General features: G+C 33.8%; 13 protein-coding genes. 4 read left to right on the forward strand and 9 right to left on the reverse strand.

Annotated features, from left to right (window positions below; all coding sequences use genetic code 11):
• Positions 1-38: 38 nt before the first annotated feature.
• Positions 39-1730: a dihydroxy-acid dehydratase gene (ilvD, locus tag GSY47_RS00525; protein WP_219071028.1), complete on the forward strand. Its 1692-nt coding sequence runs from the start codon at positions 39-41 to the stop codon at positions 1728-1730.
• Positions 1731-2215: 485 nt separating this feature from the next.
• On the opposite strand, the gene GSY47_RS00530 is transcribed toward ilvD, so the two are convergent.
• The gene (locus tag GSY47_RS00530) at positions 2216-3559 is read right to left on the reverse strand and encodes a sensor histidine kinase (protein WP_179003540.1); all 1344 of its coding nucleotides are present in this window, start codon (positions 3557-3559) and stop codon (positions 2216-2218) included.
• Between the two features lies 1 nt (position 3560).
• Positions 3561-4910 carry a sigma-54-dependent transcriptional regulator gene (locus GSY47_RS00535; protein ID WP_179003539.1) on the reverse strand — a complete coding sequence of 450 codons (1350 nt, stop codon included), beginning with the start codon at positions 4908-4910 and terminating at the stop codon, positions 3561-3563.
• Positions 4911-5193: 283 nt separating this feature from the next.
• On the opposite strand from GSY47_RS00535, the gene GSY47_RS00540 reads away from it, so the two are divergent.
• The 3 genes from GSY47_RS00540 to GSY47_RS00550 are packed head-to-tail and all read left to right on the forward strand — an operon-like array spanning position 5194 to position 10745.
• On the forward strand, positions 5194-5904 hold the full coding sequence (locus GSY47_RS00540) for an ABC transporter ATP-binding protein (RefSeq protein WP_179003538.1): 711 nt from the start codon (positions 5194-5196) through the stop codon (positions 5902-5904).
• A gap of 4 nt (positions 5905-5908) precedes the next feature.
• A complete protein-coding gene (locus GSY47_RS00545) occupies positions 5909-8320 on the forward strand; it encodes an ABC transporter permease (RefSeq protein ID WP_179003537.1) in 2412 nt (803 codons plus the stop codon).
• Between the two features lies 1 nt (position 8321).
• Positions 8322-10745 carry an ABC transporter permease gene (locus GSY47_RS00550; protein WP_179003536.1) on the forward strand — a complete coding sequence of 808 codons (2424 nt, stop codon included), beginning with the start codon at positions 8322-8324 and terminating at the stop codon, positions 10743-10745.
• 130 nt (positions 10746-10875) lie between these two features.
• On the opposite strand, the gene GSY47_RS00555 is transcribed toward GSY47_RS00550, so the two are convergent.
• The 7 genes from GSY47_RS00555 to GSY47_RS00585 all read right to left on the reverse strand — a co-directional run bounded on the left by GSY47_RS00555 (position 10876) and on the right by GSY47_RS00585 (position 18874).
• Positions 10876-12306: a glycosyltransferase family 2 protein gene (locus GSY47_RS00555; protein WP_179003535.1), complete on the reverse strand. Its 1431-nt coding sequence runs from the start codon at positions 12304-12306 to the stop codon at positions 10876-10878.
• A gap of 12 nt (positions 12307-12318) precedes the next feature.
• Positions 12319-13140, reverse strand: coding sequence for a hypothetical protein (locus GSY47_RS00560; protein WP_179003534.1), 822 nt, complete (start codon positions 13138-13140; stop codon positions 12319-12321).
• 1 nt (position 13141) lies between these two features.
• Positions 13142-14356, reverse strand: coding sequence for a YaiO family outer membrane beta-barrel protein (locus tag GSY47_RS00565; protein WP_179003533.1), 1215 nt, complete (start codon positions 14354-14356; stop codon positions 13142-13144).
• Positions 14356-14721 carry a response regulator transcription factor gene (locus tag GSY47_RS00570; RefSeq protein WP_179003532.1) on the reverse strand — a complete coding sequence of 122 codons (366 nt, stop codon included), beginning with the start codon at positions 14719-14721 and terminating at the stop codon, positions 14356-14358. Before GSY47_RS00570 ends, GSY47_RS00565 begins: the two co-directional genes overlap by 1 nt.
• A 78-nt stretch (positions 14722-14799) precedes the next feature.
• A complete protein-coding gene (locus GSY47_RS00575; RefSeq protein WP_219071029.1) occupies positions 14800-16785 on the reverse strand; it encodes a GAF domain-containing hybrid sensor histidine kinase/response regulator in 1986 nt (661 codons plus the stop codon).
• A gap of 229 nt (positions 16786-17014) precedes the next feature.
• Positions 17015-17653 (reverse strand): NAD(P)H-binding protein, encoded by a 639-nt coding sequence (locus tag GSY47_RS00580; RefSeq protein WP_179003530.1) that lies wholly within the window; start codon positions 17651-17653, stop codon positions 17015-17017.
• A 273-nt stretch (positions 17654-17926) separates the two neighbouring features.
• Positions 17927-18874, reverse strand: coding sequence for a DUF4465 domain-containing protein (locus GSY47_RS00585; protein WP_179003529.1), 948 nt, complete (start codon positions 18872-18874; stop codon positions 17927-17929).
• Positions 18875-18903 lie beyond the last annotated feature (29 nt).

Raw genomic sequence — 18903 nt, forward strand, 5'->3', positions numbered from 1 at the left:
AAAAAACAAAAAAACAACCTTAAAAAACATTTTTTATCATGAGAAGTGATGAAGTAAAAAAAGGCGTTCAGCGAACGCCTCACAGATCCCTATTGCGTGCTACGGGTTTAAAAAACGAAGATTTCAGCAAACCTTTTATTGGAGTCGCAAACTCTTTTATCGAGATTATTCCGGGGCATTTTTTCTTAAATAAAGTATCGGAAATCATTAAAGAAGAAATTCGCGCCAATGGCTGTGTTCCTTTCGAATTCAACACTATCGGAATTGATGACGGAATTGCCATGGGACATGACGGGATGTTATACTCCTTACCAAGCCGTGAAATTATCGCCAATTCGATTGAAAGCGTAATGAACGCACACAAACTAGATGCCATGATCGCGATTCCAAATTGTGATAAAATCGTTCCTGGAATGATTATGGGCGCACTTCGTGTAGATGTGCCTACTATTTTTGTGAGCGGAGGGCCCATGTCAAAAGGGTATACCAAAAACGGAACTGCGATCGATTTGGCTTCTGCTTTTGAAGCCGTTGGAAAACACGAAGCAGGAAAAATATCAGACGAAGAATTGTACGATATTGAATGTAATGCCTGCCCAAGCGGTGGAAGCTGTTCTGGAATGTTTACGGCAAACTCCATGAATACTTTGATGGAAGCGATGGGAATTGCATTGCCCGGTAATGGAACTATTTTGGCACAAACTCCAGAACGCGAACAATTGTACCGTGAAGCTGCAAGAAGAATTTGTGCTATCGCCAAAGATCAGCAGGAAATTGAAAAATTCAAACTGAAAAATATCTTAAACGAAAATGCCGTAAGAAACGCTTTTGCCGTTGATATGGCAATGGGCGGAAGCAGTAATACCGTTTTACACATGCTTGCGATTGCAAATGAAGCTAATGTCGATTTTAAACTGAAAGACATCAATACTATTTCCGGAAACATTTCTCATATTGCTAAAATTTCTCCGAGTTTGAGCACGGTTCACATGGAAGATATTAATAGAGCCGGCGGTGTAAATGCTGTAATGAAGGAAATAAACAAAAGAGGTTCTGGCGTTTTGTTTGATAATCTGACGATCAGCGGGGAAACTTTATTGGAGAAAATTGAAAATGCCGAAATTAAAGACACTACAATTATTCATACCATAGACAATCCGTACAGTAATGTGGGCGGATTAGCCATTTTATATGGTAATCTGGCTGAACAAGGTGCTGTAATTAAAACTGCTGGACTTACAGGCGCAAGAGTTTTTACAGGAAAAGCGGTTTGTTTTGACGGTCAAGCCGATGCCATTGCCGGAATTATGATGGGAAAAGTAAAAGCTGGAAACGTAGTAGTTATTCGTTATGAAGGCCCAAAAGGCGGCCCTGGAATGCAGGAAATGCTCTCTCCTACTAGTTTAATTATGGGAATGGGATTAGGAAGTTCCGTAGCCCTAATTACTGACGGAAGATTCAGTGGCGCAACCAGAGGCGCTTCAATTGGACATGTTTCTCCTGAAGCAGCTGAAGGCGGCATGATTGCTTTGGTAAAAGATGGAGACGAAATTCATATCGATGTGGATCAGTATATCTTGTCTGTTAATTTGAGAGATGAAGAAATAAAAACCAGAAGAGAAAATTTCAAACCTTTGAAAAAGCCTTTAAATTCAAAATGGTTAAGTCAATATCGTGCTCTTGTAACTAACGCCAGTACAGGCGCTGTTTTGAAAACTGATTTAGATTAAAAATAAAAATTGCTTCGGAGAAGCAAAATATGTGTAGAAATTCTATATATGATTAATAGCAAAGCTCCATCGGAGCGAAATATAGTAGCATTGCCTAAAAAACATTTCGCTCCGATGGAGCTCTTTTTTCGTTGCCCTATTTGGAGTTCTATACATATTACGTCCCTCTGGGACTTACCTTTTTGATTATTTCAAACTGATTTCGATTACTATATTTTTTAGTTTTATTATTTCCAGTTATTTATCACAGAGGGGTTTCCTGCAAGGTCTTTTTTGACCTTGTCGGTATTATTCTCTTTATGTATGGATACCTACAAGGTTTTAAAAACCTTGCAGGAACTAATTAATAATCGAATTCAGTTTACTATTAAAAGGCGTTTCACTTGGATTAATACAAATAGCTATGTGTTAATGACTAGTCATTTTTTAAAATCTTAGGCAGATTTAAAATAAAAATCTATGTTTCTATGTGTTTAAATATTTTCTCAATTTAAATCTTCTACCAGACAAATTTCAAAAGTTGTTTTTCCTTTTTCATTTTTGTTGAGAATATAACCGCCGTGCGCTTCTACAATATTCTTAGAAAGCGTTAAACCAATTCCTGCGCCTTCATTTCGAGTGGTAAAAAATGGGAGAAAGATCTTGTCTTCTATTTCTTTTTCAATACCTTTTCCGTTATCGGTAATCTTTATGAAAACCCGATTTTCTTTGGCTTCAGCCGAAATAAAAATCTGCTTCTGACTATTTTGGTTTAATAATGCATTAATAGAGTTTGTCAATAAATTAATTAACACTTGCTCAAACTGCTGTTGATCAACATTAATATGATAATTATATTCAATCGAATTGATCACTTCAATATTATCCTTTCTCAATAACGGATTCATAATCTGAAGTACATTTTCTATCAAATTAATTAATTCTATTTTTTCCTTTTTGGGAGAAGGAAGCATTGCGAGTTTACGATAACCTTCAACAAACTTCTGTAAATGGTCACTTCGTCTCAGCATAGTTTCTACACTGTTTTTCATATCTTCCAAATCTTCCTCAGAAAGCGAATCTTGTTCTACTAAATCTTGTAAATTCTGGCAGATCGAACGAATTGGCGTTATCGAATTCAAAAGCTCGTGCGAGATTACTTTCATCAGATTAATCCACGCATCTTTCTCTTTTTTCTCCACCACATTCTGAATCGAATCCAGTAAAACAATAAAATAATCCTGTTCAAAAATTTCGGTGCGCGAAGCCTGTAAAACAAATGTCTGTTTGCTTTGTTCGTTAATACTGATGTCGATTGAAGTTTTAACTTCATGAAAATCATCCTCTTCTATAATTTCGCATAAAGCAGGTAATTGATTTTTTAGGTATTTCCATTTCGAAACTTTAGGTACATTAAAATGATTCGAAAAATAATCATTCATCAAAAAAATGCTCCAATCGTTTTCTTGTTTCTGCAAAATCACAACTCCAGTTTCTATATTATTTAAGATCGAACGATAAATAATGTCTTTAGAAATCTGTTCATTTTCCTTATTTTTCAAGGTTTCATATAACTGAAATAAATCGTTATAAGTTCTATTGAATTTGTGTTTGGAAAAATCCGACGAAAAATCATTCTGTAAAATGGAAGCAATCGTTTTGTCATAAATCAGAACAAAATTTCGGACGTAAAAATACATTTCACGCACAATCAAAAATACCATGCAGAGTCCGAATATGCCTGTAAACAATAATCCTATTTTGAAAAAATAAATAGAAAGTTCAATTCCTGCAACAATTAGCATTAATCGCAGAAAAAGTAGTTTATAAGTTTGTAATGTCTTAAACATATCAGCTAATATTGATATTATATTTTTCTAAACGTCTGTATAAAGCACCTCTTGAAAGTCCCAGTTCTTCTGCCGTTTTACTAATATTATTATTGTTTTTAAAAAGTGCTTTTTCGACGGTTGACTTTTCTACAGCAGAAAGTTGAATATCATCGGAACTTTCTTCGTAAGGAGTTATAATTTCTAAATCCAGATCAGAAACTGTGATTTTGTTATTTTCACAAAGAATCACAGCGCGCTCTATTTTATTTTCCATTTCACGAATGTTTCCGTTCCAAGCGTGTTTTTCAATTTGTTCTAATACTTTTGGATCAAAAACAATTTCATCTCTTCCATACTTCTCAATCATCTTTTCAAGAAGATATTCTGCCAGCGGAATCTTATCTTCATCTCTTTCTCGTAAAGGTGGCAACACAATTTCCATCGTATTAATGCGATAGTACAAGTCTTCACGGAAGTTTTTATGAACTACTTCTTCTTTCAGATTCAGATTTGTTGCTGTAATAATTCGGACATTTAGAGGTCTTGCTTTGGTTTCTCCCAAACGTGTTACCGTTTTGGTCTGAATGACCTGAAGAAGTTTCGATTGCAATTGAAGCGGTACATTTCCAATTTCATCCAAAAAAATAGTTCCATTCTGCGCCATTTCAAAACGTCCCGGCGTATCGGTTTTGGCATCTGTAAAAGCGCCTTTTGCGTAACCAAATAATTCACTTTCGAAGATATTTGAATTTAGCGAACCCAAATCAACTGCAATAAAAGGTTTTTCTTTTCTTTCCGACTGCGAATAAATATGATGCGCTAAAACGAATTTTCCTGTTCCGTTTTCCCCCAGAATTAAAACATTGGCGTCGGTTTTGGCTACTTTATCAGCAAGAGAATAAGCTTTTTTAATGGTTTCTGAACTTCCAATAAAAAAGTCATTTTTGATTTCAACTTCTTTTACTTTTTTCTGTTCTTTTCGGGCTTTGTCAACGGCTTGTTTTACCGATTCTAAAAGCTTTTTGTTTTCCCAAGGTTTTAAAATATAATCAAAAGCACCTGATTTTAAACCTTCAACGGCGGTTTCTACTTTTCCGAAAGCGGTCATTAATATCACAACGGTTTTCGGCGAAAGCGTTTTTATTTCTTTCAGCAAATACAAACCTTCTCTCCCATCTTCAAAACCAATTCTGTAATTCATGTCCAATAAAACGACATCAATGGTATTTTTTGCCAATAATTCGACAATATTTTTCGGATTATTGAGCGTATAAATGTTCTCAAAATACTTTTTCAGATACACTTTTGATGCAAAAAGGATGTCTTCCTGATCGTCTATGATTAAAATGGATGCGTTTGTTTTTTTCATTGTTGTTCGGTTTTGGACGAAAGGTGTCCATTAATGGACAGTTCGATATTTACTGCATAAATAAACCATTAAAAACAAGCTGTTTACAAGGTTTAAATTATTGGCACGAAAATCACATTAGAACTGGTAAATCATTAATAATTAACGGCTTTCAGAAGTAAAAATAACAAAATAATTAAGTACAAATTACATCGAAATTATCTTAATTTTCAGACTTGTTTCTTTCATTTCCGAAGGCATAAAATTTTAAAAGAAAATCAATCAAAAAACAAACAGTCAAATTATGATTACAATTAAAAAACTTTCAAAAGTATTTAGAACTGAGGAATTAGAAACAAGAGCTTTAAATGACATTTCATTAACCATTAATGAAGGTGATTTTGTTTCGATTATGGGGCCTTCGGGAAGCGGTAAATCAACTTTGTTAAACATTATCGGACTTCTAGACAGCGCTACAGACGGGAGTTACAAACTGCTTGATCAAGAAATGGTCGGTTTAAAAGAAAATTTAAAATCAAAAGCCAGAAAACAAAACATCGGATTCATTTTTCAAAACTTCAACTTAATTGATGAGTTATCGGTTTTCGATAATATTGAGCTTCCATTGCTTTACAACAAAATTCATTCTTTTGAAAGAAAGAAAAAAGTAGAAGATATTGCGTCTATTTTAGGCATTTCACATCGTTTGAAACATTTTCCGCAACAACTTTCAGGCGGGCAACAGCAACGTGTGGCTGTAGCTAGAGCTTTAATCAATAATCCGAAAATTATTCTAGCCGATGAGCCAACAGGAAATCTGGACAGCAAAAACGGAAATGAGGTAATGGAACTACTAACCGATCTTCATGCCAGCGGTTCGACAATCCTGATGGTAACGCATTCTGATTACGATGCTTCTTTTTCGCAGAAAACCATTTTAATGAAAGACGGAATGATTTTGTCTGAAAAAGTAAATCACAGGAATGTTGACGTTTTGATAACTGCTAAAAACTAAAATTATGCTAAAAAACTATATCAACATATTTATATACCACATCAAAAACAACAAACTCTTTACGGCTTTGAATGTTTTAGGTTTGAGTATTGGGATGGCGACCTTGATTTTCGCCATTCTCTTTTGGAATGACGAACATTCTTATGATCAATGGAATCCTGAAAGAGACCAAATTTATTCTGTTCTAAATGACATTGGACAAAATAATATTTGGACATCAAACCCTGCAACTACAGGCCCTTTACTAAAATCTGTTTCCTCAGAATTAGATAGTTATTGTTATTTCTATGCCGATTATGCTAAAGATGTTATTTCTTATAATGGAAAAAAAGAAATGATCAGCAAAATATTTACAGCACAAAGTAATTTTTTCTCCTTTTTTCCATTTCATTTTGTTTACGGAGATGCAAAAACTGCACTCAAAGACCGAAACAGCATTGCATTATCTGAAGAAACTGCAATACGTTTATTTGGAAACGAAAATCCGTTAGAAAAGCTAGTAAAATATGAAGATCAGATTTTTACAGTTCGCGGTGTATTTAAAATTTCTGAAAAATCATCCGTCATGCCAAATGCAATTACAACAATAATTGAAGATGATTTAAAAAAAACAAAAGACCAATGGACTTATCATTATGGACTTATTCTTAAATTTAAAAATCCAAAAGCATCCGCTGGAATAGTAAAAACCTTAGATCGGCTTTTTTTTGAAAACTGTACCAAAGTGTATGCAAAAATGGAAGGTTTGACTGTTGCTGAATTCATTAAAAAATATGGAGAACCAGTAAAATCAAGCTTACTTCCTTTACCTGAAGCACGATTATACAAAGGAAATTTTCCTTTTCCAGAAGAAGGCGGAAAATTGCAGTACCTCATAATTCTTATGGGCTTATCCATCCTGATTTTATCGCTTTCTATTGTAAATTACATCAATCTGGCGACAGCAAATGCTATAAAAAGAGCCAAAGAAATTGGCGTTAGGAAAATTGCTGGAGCTGGCAAAGGACAAATTGTAGTACAATTTATTTTTGAAACTGCTTTAACTACGATTTTTTCTGTTCTACTAGCTTTGGTTATTGTCGAAATTTCTCTTCCTTCTTATAATGCATTCTTAGATAAAGATTTAGTTTTAATTGGCTCTCAGTTTTACATCCAGCTCATTTTAATTACAATACTGGTAATTATTGTATCGGGTATTCTTCCTGCTGTATATGTTTCCAATTTTGAAACTTTAAAAGTTTTAAAAGGAAACTTTAGCAGAAGTAAAAAAGGTATTTGGCTTCGAAACGGAATGTTGGTCTTACAGTTTTCTGTAGCCGCTTTTTTTATCATTGGCTCCATCATTGTTTACAAACAAGTTAATTTCATGGCAGAGAAAGATTTAGGCTTTAAGGGAGCGCAGGTTTTGGATATTACTTTTAAAGCCAAAAAAGATAAAAATCAATTTGAACGGTATAAAATAATCAAACAGGAAGCCAGTAAAATAAAAGGTGTAGAAGCCGTTTCTACCGCATTATTTGCAATGGGATCGATGGAAAATTCTTGGTCAAGTGCCAGTTACAAAAATGACAAACCCTTTTTGATACAGGAAATGGGGATGGATTTTGAAATGCTGGATATGCTCGATGTTAAAATTTTGAAAGGCCGAAAATTAAACCCTGCCTTTTCTTCCGATACCATTTCATCTGTTATGCTAAATCAGGAAGCGGCCAAATTACTTCCAGAAAAAGACCCATTAAACAAAATACTTTACTGGAGAGATCAAAAAGTAAAAGTTGTGGGAGTCGTAAATGATTTTAATTACTTCGGCATGGAAAGCAGAATTGCTCCAATGATCTTTTTCTATGTCACAAAAATTGATGGTGTTAGAGATGACATTCGACATGTTTTTGTAAAAATTTCGACAGATAATGTGCAGGAAACTATTACGGCCATTAATAAATTCTGGGTACAAAAAGTAGATACTGAATATCCTTTCGAGTATAATTTTGTAGATAAAAACTATGCAAAAACATATAAGAAATATGAAAACCAAAGAGATTTATTTGCTTTGCTCAACATTATTGTAATCTTGATTGCTGTATTCGGATTATTTTCTCTAGCCTCTTTTTCCATGGAAAGAAGACTTCGTGAAATTGCTATAAGGAAAACACTTGGAGCCGAAACGAATATTCTATTAAAAGAATTATCGAAACAATATGTCGTTTTCTGTATAATCGGATTTTTTATTGGAATTATTCCAGCTTATATTTTACTGCAAAAATGGCTGGAGAATTTTGCCTTTAGAATAGATATTCCAATCCCGCCTTTTATTCTAGCCTTTGTGTCTTTGCTATTTCTCACCTTGACCATCGTTTTAGGAAAAGCTTACCAAGTGACAAAAGTGGATGTTTTACGTTATTTAAAATACGAATAAGATGCTTAGAAACTGGACAAACATTTTCATCTATCAAATAAAGAGCAGTAAACTTTTTACTGCTCTCAATATTCTCGGATTATCAATTGGTATTTCGGGATTAATTTTCGCGCTGCTTTATTGGAACGACGAACATAATTATAACGACTGGAATCCGGAAAAGGATCATGTTTATCAGGTATTAGCCCAATTAAGTGACATGCCTGTAACAACAAATAATCCTGTACGTCTCAAACCCCATTTAGAAAATGATCCTAATATTGAAACTGTCGTTTTTGCAGATGAATGGTATCAAAAAGACAAAGTGGTTTATAATGGACAAAAGGAATCTGTAGATAAAATCATAAATGTTGAGCGGGATTTCTTTTCGCTTTTTCCTTTTAAATTTATTTATGGAAATGCCAAATCGGCTATAAAAGATGGAAATAGTATTGCTATTTCAGAAAAACTTTCAGAACGTTTTTTTGGTGACAAAAACCCTATAGGCAAGCAAATTAAATGTTTTAATTCTACGTTTACAATTGAAGCAGTATATCGCGTTCCGGGAAATTCATCGATTGCGCCAAATATTGTGGTAAACCGTATGAAAGATCTAACAGATCCTGCGCAAAATCCTGGACTTTTTGTTTTAAAAATTTTAGTAAAACTAAAAGATCCATCAAAAGTAGAATTAACCCGAAAAATGCTTGAAAAAGTATTTTATGACGAAGTTATTGTAAGAACTGCCAAACAAGCGGGTTTTACACCTGCAGAAATGATCAGGAAAATGGGAAGTTTTAAAGTTTTCATGGAACCGCTTTCAACTGCAAGACTTCATTCTGCAACCGATGGTTATACTGAAGGCAGAGGAAATTATCAGTTTTTGGTAATTATGGCTTGTTTATCTGTCTTGATTCTAATTCTGTCTATTGTCAATTATATCAATCTGGCAACTGCAAATTCGATTAAAAGAGCTAAAGAAGTTGGAGTTCGTAAAGTTTTGGGAGCTTCAAAAAAACATATTGTTTACCAATTTATTTTTGAAACCATTCTTATAACAACCTTTTCAATTTTATTAGCGTTAATGATTGTTGAAATAACGCTTCCCTTTTATAATTCCTTTTTAGAGAAAGATTTAAAAATGGTACAAGGTCAGTTTTACCTTCAATTGTTAATAGTTTTTGCCGTAACCATTTTATTTGCCGGAATATTTCCTGCACTTTATGTTTCAAATTTTAAAACTTTAAATGTATTAAAAGGCAATTATGAAAGAAGTAAAAGTGGTGTTTGGTTCCGAAACGGAATGTTGGTCTTGCAATTTGCAATTGCTGCATTTTTTATAATTGGTTCAACTATTGTCTACAGGCAAATTGAATATTTAAGCAATAAAGATTTAGGTTTTAAAGGAGATCAAGTATTGGCTGTTTCATTAAATTTTCCATCTTCTTATTATAACGAAGAAAAAAGTAATCAAAAAATATATTATCGATATAATACGATAAAAGAAGAATTATATAAGATAAAAGGAGTTTCTAAAGTTTCAACGGGTTTAATTGCATTCGACGGAAAAAACAATTCATTGTGGCCTGTTTGGTATAAAGAAGAACTCTTTAAACAAAAAGCAATCGGAATTGATTATGGAATGCTGGATTTGATGAAAATTAAAATACTACAGGGAAGAGATTTTGATCAAAAACTGGCTTCGGATACTACTAATTCTGTTTTGATAAATGAGAAAGCATTAAAACTGATGAATATTAAAAATCCGATTAATACTGAAATTAAAATTGGGAATCAACCCATGAAAATTATAGGAGTTGTCAAAGATTTTAATTTATTAAGCCCAGAATCTGCTATTGTTCCAATAACTTTCTATCATATTAAATCTTTGGACATGGCTGCAGAAATGAATGTGGTTTACATAAAGATCGAACCTGAAAATATGCAGAATACAATTGCAGACATAGAAAGTTTCTGGAAAAGAAAAGTAGATACCGAAAATCCCTTTCAGTACAATTTTGTCGACAAACAATACGCCAGAACTTACGAGTCGTATGTAAAACAAAAAGATTTATTCTCACTGTTGAATATCGTTGTAATCTTTATTGCTCTTTTTGGACTTTTTGCTTTGGCATCATATTCTATTCAAAGAAGAATGAAAGAAATCGCTATTAGAAAAACGCTGGGTGCCGAAACTAATATTCTACTGAAAGAATTATCAAAGCAATATATTCTTTACTGTTTTGTCGGATTTATATTAGCGATTGTTCCTGCTTATCTTTTATTGCAAAAATGGTTGAATAACTTCGCTTTCAGAATAGAAATTCCTCTAATGCCATTTCTACTTTCTTTCGTTTTATTATTGTTCCTTACGCTGACTATTGTTCTTACAAAAGCTTATCAAGCCACTAAAGTGGATGTTTTACGTTATTTAAAATACGAGTAAAGTACCAATCAACTAAAAAAGCGTTCGCCATGGCGAACGCTTTTTTTATAATTTCGATTCAATGTCAATATCAATGTCAAATTTCTAACTCATAACCTATAACTCATAACCTATAACTCATAACTTCCCCCTACTTCTTCGCAAATCCTTTTCTGGTCATTTCGCCCCAGCCTTTGGTTCCCATTATTTTTTCTTTGTAACCGACTAAAGCGGCATAAACTGTCAGCGGATGGAAATAAAATGGTTCTATAAAAGCGGCCATTAAAAGCTTAAAGAAATCGGCTTGTTTTGGGTATTTATGATAGGTTTTTTCTTCGCTGAACAAAGCAATAACCGAAAAGAAAACGGCGAAAGTATAAACAAACAACAAAAGTAAAATAAAGAAATGCCAATGAAGCAGTCCAAAAATGATAAACAAAGCGGTTATCACCAATCCGATAAATTCAATTCCCGGTGCTAGAAATTCGAACAAGGTCCAATATGGTACACTCAGCATTCCTAATAACTTATATTTTGGGTTCATGAACATTTTTTTGTGGAAACTTAATGTTTCTATTGTTCCTCTCATCCAACGGCTTCGTTGCTTTTTAAAGATTGAAAAATCTTCAGGAGCTTCTGTCCAGCAAAGTGGATCTGGAATGTAACTTACAGCATACGGAAGCTTATTCTCCAACATATAACGACGCATTCTTACAATAAGCTCCATATCTTCTCCAACCGTTTTGGTACTGTAACCGCCGGCCAATATTGCTATTTCTTTATCAAATGCTCCAAAAGCGCCGCTAATTAACAATAAACCGTCCAATCTTCCCCATGCCATTCTTCCCAAAAGAAAAGCTCTCAGATATTCTAAAACCTGAATTCTAGGCAGCATTCGATCTGGAATGTTCACTTCGACCAAACGACCGTTTTTAATAATACATTGATTCGCAATTCTCACAACACCACCTGTAGCAATAATACGTTTTCCATGCGATTCTAAAAATGGTTTTGCTAGTTTTAAAAGTGAATCTTTATCTAAAATACAATCCACATCAATACAAACTACAAAAGGATTTTCGGCAATATTAAGTCCCACGTTTAAGGCATCAGCTTTACCTCCGTTTTCTTTGTCTACGACAATCAGTTTTTTATAAGCTGCATTTCTGGAAACATAAATTCCTTTTATCTTTTTGGTTTCAATCTGCGGATGAAATTCACGATCCGATAAAACCAAATCGTACGTATTAATCAGGATTTCCATTGAATTGTCCTTGCTTCCATCATTCACCACGATTGCCTGATAATTATTATAATTCAGAGACAATAATGATTTTACATTTTCTTCGATGGTTAAACCTTCATTATAAGCAGGGGCAATCAAAGAAAGTTTTGGAGCAAATTCACTTGTTAACAGCACATCATAATCTACAAAGCTATTTTTCTTCAAATAACCTCTTAATTCTTTAGTAGAAAGATAGGCTAAAACTAAATAAGAGGACATAATTAATATGGCGTAGCCAAGTATCAGGAGTATGTATACATCCAAAAACCACATTAATTCAGTAGTAAAAAAAGTCATTTTCTAAATCAATTAAACCGTTAGTGTCTGCAAAATACTTTGCGCTTCATACTTTATTGTTGTGTTTGTCGCTTTGGATGCCAATTGTGCCACAAAAGGAACTTTCTGTGTTAATTTTAACTCTTTTATCAGCTTTAATCCCAAGGTAATAACTGTTGTATTTTGGGATTCCAATAAAAGCTCAATTCCTTTTGTGTCTCCAATGTCGTGTTTTTTGAAAGCTCCAATAATATTCAACTGCGTCCAATCGTCAATAGGATCTGAATGTTCAACCAAATGAACTATACCTCTTGTGCCTCCAAGTTTAATGCAGGCATTTATGGCCGTAATTTTTAAAGTTTTGTTTCTTCCTTTAGAATAAAGAATAATTTTATCAAACGCTTCTTTAATATTAAACTCGGCAAGTTCAGTAATTCCTTTACATTTTATTTCCCATTTAAGGCTTTTCAGCTTTCTAAAGGAATCCTTTATTAAACCTGATTCTTTATAAAACTGTTCTAATTTTTCAGCATAAATACCTTCATAGTTTTTATGCAGATTAATAAGAGATTCTGTCAGCACTTCCCTAAAAAAAGAAGTATCAAACAGCACTAGAAAGCTTTTATTTTCTTTGATTTGGGCAAATGCAACATCTTCAAAAATGACCGATGCTAACAATTTTTCGATTTCCGCATTGTATTCAACCCGAAGTCTTTCTCTTCTGATTTTTTTGTTTCGGCTTGCTACGATGTACAGGTATAAGACAAAAGAAGCTGCAACGAAAAAGTAGATCGAAAAAGTGAGAAAGGACACTACCCATTTACCGCCTTTATAGATTTCCCAGATTTCTTCCATACTAGAAACGTTTCGTTACAATTAACTGAACATTGAATCGGTTTCTGTATTCTCCTGGAATATATTCTTCTCTTTCGTAAAGGAATATCGGGCGTACAAAAAAGGATTCTCCTAAACGATGCTGGTATTGAATTCCCGCTCTATAGGCTTTTAATGGCGTTGTAAAATTATTGTACAGATACAAATACGGAACATTTCCATATTGAAGTTCAAATCTTAGCAGACTTTCTTTTTCTTCATTTACTTTCTGCAAACTTAAAACATGAGAAAACAATTCATTTGAAGTATCGTAATATGGTCTGTAAGCAACAGTATAAGTTCCTGCTGTATAAGCCAATTGTCCTGTAAGCAATGTAATATCGTCACTTTCAAAATGCATAAATCGTGCTCCAAGGGAATAATCAAACTTTTTATGCGGTTTAAAATAGTATTCTAAACCTGCTTTTGCCACAGGAAATATCGTTTCGCCTGTAGAAATACCTCCATTAGCATACAAATAGCTTTTATTGGAAAATGTCTGATAATAGTCGGCTTCAAATAAGGCTTGGGTATCGTTACTGACATTTCCGACATTGGCACGACCTACAATAGCCGATTTACTGAATTTATGCGAATACTCTACATAACCATAATGAAACGGAGACTGTCCCGGTTCTGAGGTCGAAACATTTAAGTAAGAAACAGAAAGCGCGTTTTTAGATTTATGTCCAATAAGCGTTCGTATTCCTTTAAAGGCTTGGGTGCTATTGTCTATATAGGCCGATTTTTCAATTAATTCTAAAGCTTCCTGATCTCTGTTTAGTTTTTCCAGACAAGTTGCTTTTATTTTTAAAACCTCAAGAGATTTTGGGTCTAATACCAAATATTTATCGCAGTAAACGACACATTTTTCATATTGTTCTGTCCAAAAATAAACATTGATTATCGCCTGCAAAGCCTCCTGATTTGGATTGACTCTGTCTGTCATTGGAGACAAAATTTTTATTGCCGTTTTATAATCTTTCTTCCAGCTGTAGATGCGTCCGGTATATGTCTGAATATCTTCGTCCTGTGGAAATTTAGCACGCAAAGGTTCAATCAGCGATAATGCTTTATCGTAGTTTTGTTTTTCAACCTCGCGCTTAACATTTGATAAAGTTTCCTCTACATTGATTTCCTGTCCAATGGCAATAGAAGAAATAAAAAGCAGTATTATTGAATAATAAATATACTTCATTAGAAACGTGTTTTTAGCAGTTTATTAATTCGCACTAAAAGCACGGCTGGACTTACAGGTTTGGCAATAAATTCATTTGCGCCTATATCAAAAGAATCCAATTCTGTTTGTTCTACTCCCGAAGAAGTCAATATAATAATGGGAGTTTCAGAATTTATAGTTTGTCTTACATATTGGGTAATTTCCATACCGCTTTTACCCGGCATGTTGATATCCGTAAGGATTAAATCGTAATTATTGGTTTCGATTGCGTCTAAGGCATCTTTTCCATCCGAAAATTGGTCAACGGTAAATCCTTTTGATTCTAAGAAAAAAGATAACGATTTGCGTAGGATATCATTATCTTCGGCTAAAATAATTCTCATTTTTTTTCAAATTTTAAACTTGGGGGCAAACTTTATTATAACATCCTATTTGTAAAGCTAGGGCTTATTTCTCTTTTATCATAGCTCCTTTAGAATTTTAACGACTTCAGTGATTCCACAATGCAGTACATTCATTTTATCTAAAGTTTCAGTAGTAAATTCTCGTGCTGCAGCTTCTTCTTCAATAATAGCGGCACAATTACTTAGATCTTCAAGCATAAAAATATCTAAACTCGATTTCATATTATGCGACAACATTTTTACAGCATCATGATCTTCTTTACGGAAGGCTTCTTCTAACTGTTCTGTCTGACTTGGAATTTTTTCTATGAAAAGGTTAATCATTTCTTTTTTAAATTCAAGATCACCGCAAGCCATTTCATCTAAAAAAGATAAGTCTATAATACGTTTTGGAGTAAGCTCAATGTTTGGATTCATTACTGTTTTTATCGCTTTCAAAAGAACCGCCTGCTTAAAAGGTTTTGGCACATAAGCATTCATTCCAACTTTATAGCAGCGTTCCTGTTCTCCCACCAAAGAATGCGCTGTCATAGCGATAATTGGAATGGTTGAATTCATCTCGTTTCGAATGTATTCTGTGGTTTGATAACCATCTTTCACAGGCATCTGCAAATCCATCAAAACCAAATCATATTTATTCTGAGATAAAAGTTCAATACCTTCTTCCCCATTTTGGGCAATATCCAAATCAAATCCGAAATTATTTATAACGCTTTTTGCTAATTTCTGATTTAAGGCATTGTCCTCGCAAAGCAATATTTTAAGTCTCCCTAAATTATTTATTGACATAGATTTAACGGCAGGCTGAGCAGGATTTCCTTTTTTATATGAGATGATAAAAAAGAATTCAGATCCGCGGTTTGGGGTGCTTTTTACATGAATTTCTCCATGCTGCAACTCTATCAATTCTTTTACAATATTAAGTCCCAATCCAGTGCCTCCGTAAGTACGGGTAGTACTTTCTTCGCCTTGCGTAAATCTTTCGAAAATAGTAGTTAATTTATCTTCATGGATTCCGATTCCAGTGTCTTTTACAGAAAATTTAAGTGTGTAATTATCTTCTGTTTCCTCCAGTTTCTTTACCGAAACCGTTACTTCTCCCTCGTTTGTAAATTTCAAGGAATTCCCAATCAAATTAACCAATATCTGATTCAGTCTTCCTTGGTCTCCCACTACATTATCAGGCATTTCGGCATCTAAAAAGAGGTTGAAATCGACTTCTTTCTGAGCTTTTACCTTTAGCAGATTATAAACGTGTTTTAATGTCTTTTTTAAATTAAATGGTTCCGATTCAATCGCTAAATTCCCTGATTCTATTTTGGAAAGATCCAAAATATCATTTACAATCAGCAACAGGTTTTCTCCCGCAATCTGAACACTTTCAATGTAATCGCGCTGTACTTCATCTAATTCAGTCTGTGCCAAAAGATCAGTAAAACCAATGATTGAGTTTAAAGGCGTTCTAATTTCGTGGCTCATATTAGCCAAAAAACTATCTCTTGCCAGAACTGCTTTTTCAGCAATTTTTCTCTGTGCATCTAATTGAATATTTTTTGTACCAATTTCTAATTGAGCCATAACGTGCTTGGCCACAATAGAAAGGGCATTACGCTGGTTTTCATTCAATTCTTTTACCACATGATCGACAGCGCATAAAGTACCAATATTATAACCGTCTGGTGTTGTAATTGGTACACCGGCGTAGAATCTAACATTAAAACCTCCTGTAACATTAGGATCATTTTTGAACCTTTCACTTAAATGAGTATCGTTTATTTCTACAATTTTAGTATCTAAAATGGTATAATTACAAAAAGTTATTTCTCTCGGAACTTCAGAAACACCAATTCCTATTTCGGATTTAAACCATTGTCGGTTTTCATCTATAAAAGAGATATGTGCAATAGGAACACCGCAAATATAAGAAACCAGTTTTGTGGCATCATCAAAAGCGTTATCAGGAAGTGTATCAAGTATATTGTAACGTTTTAAAGCTGCTAAACGTTGTAATTCGTTATCTGGGATTGGGTAATCGTTATTCATTTTTATTACAGTAGGAAAAGCAGGCAAAGGTAAATCAATTTAAGCTAAAACATTTGTTTCGCAGTGAGTTTATTGCATATTTATGCCAAATGTGACTTAAGTATTACAGTTTGGATTGTTAATCTTTAAGTCAAGGTTTATTCCGAAGATGAAATGAATTGTGATTTTTGCTATTGAGGAATAAATCCAGTCTTCTTATTTTATAAAAATGCGTTTTGATTATTATTTTCTAAAGTTCTAAAATACTTTTAAGTTCTAATGTTGTTGTTCCTGATGAAATTACTTTTGGAGCTTTTGCCAATTTCCCAGCTAAAAACTCAGTTGAAATGGGTTTCAAATTTTTAAAAAGTCCAATTGCGTTGAAGACTTTAATAATTCTAATAGAAATTTTTTCGCCCCAACGATCTGTGTTTTCACGAATTAACGGCCCTGGTCTGAAAATAATATATTGAGGAAAATTAAGTTTTTTAATATATTCTTCCAGTTCTCCTTTCATTTTAGAATAAAAAACTTTGCTTTTGGATGAAGCGCCATAAGAAGAAACTAAAACAAGAGATTTAACCTGATTTTTAATGGCAATTTCTGAAAAATCGGCTGGAATATCATAATCGATTTTCCATTGTTTTTCTTTAGAACCTGCATCTTTTAAGGTTGTTCCAATGCAGGAAAAAAGCACATCTCCCTTAATTAAATCCTGAAACGAATTTACATCTGAAAAATCCACAATATGTTCGGTAAGCTTTGGATGGGATTTTCCAAAAGGACGTCTCACAAAAACAGCAACCGAAGTATAATCTTGATCTTCTAAAAGTTTATCAACCAATTCTTTTCCTGTAGAACCAGTGGCTCCAATTACCAATGCTTTCATAATTCAATTGTTTTACTGTTTGTGCAATTCATTAAACACATAGAAATATTGATTTTTTTGTCAACAAAGGCGTTTCACTTGCATTAATACACATAGAACTATGTGTTAGAAACTAGTTTCTTTCTTATTTCTTTCGTAAAACAAAAAAACTATGTTTCTATGTGTTTAATACTTTTTAAAAACAACAAAAAAAGATTGTTTTGGTAAATATAAGAAAAACCCCTTTACAAAATTTGCAAAGGGGTTTCTTTAAAAAATTAGCTTCTATTTTATTTAATCAACTCTCTTAACAGAAAGTTTGTCTAAACAGAAATAAGCTGCTGTATTCATTCCATAAAGTGGGTCTGCATCTGTTGAAGCCATTTGGAAAACCAAGTACTGAACATCTCCTAAAGCTTGAAGTTTAGTTGCCGCCACATTTACCCATCCTGTTGGCATAACTAAAGATGAACCTGTATAATCTGCCAGAGACTGTGTTATCGGACTTGAAATAGTTCCGTTTTCATCAACACCATAAATCAGCAATTCAAAATGATCTCCTGAAGAAAAAGCTCGTGCAAACCCGTCTCCACTCAAACAACCATAATACGGCCAAGGATGCATGTTGATTTTTAATCCGAGTACTTCATAAATTCCAGTGTTTCCAACTTTAATCCAGTTAGAAAAACTAGATTCGCTAAAAGTTGTTCCTTGTGGAGAAACAGGATCTAAATAACTTGACCAATAGGCCACAATATATGGATCGCCAGATGTTCCAGGTGTTCCAGGCGTAATTGTAGTCGAAGTTCCAAAACCACTTCCTGCCATAGTCCCCCATTGATGAGGCACCCATCCGTCAGATCCGCCTGGGCCTGCACCAGAACCGTAATTGGTAATATCATTTACGTTAGACACAATAAATCCGTCCCAGTAATTGTAACCAGCCGATGTACCAGTGTGAGAAAATGTAAAAATATCTACACTTAAATTGGTGTTAGCCACATAGGTATTTTCCCAGTACTTTCCTCCTGTCGTGGTAATACCGCTGCTTAATAAAGCGCTTGTTAGGTTAAGCGTTGTTGTGGTTCCAATTGCAGGATCTGTAACCGCTGTTCTTGCTGTTTTCGATGTAGAATTTACTACTGAATTAGTGCTTTCACTGCTTAAAACATCCTCATCACTACTACAGGATGAAAATCCAAACATTAGACCTAAGGTCAAAAAATAAACTACTTTTTTCATTATTTATAAAATTTAGGGTTAATATTCCA

Source organism: Flavobacterium quisquiliarum (genome assembly GCF_019308285.1).
Lineage (GTDB): Bacteria > Bacteroidota > Bacteroidia > Flavobacteriales > Flavobacteriaceae > Flavobacterium > Flavobacterium quisquiliarum.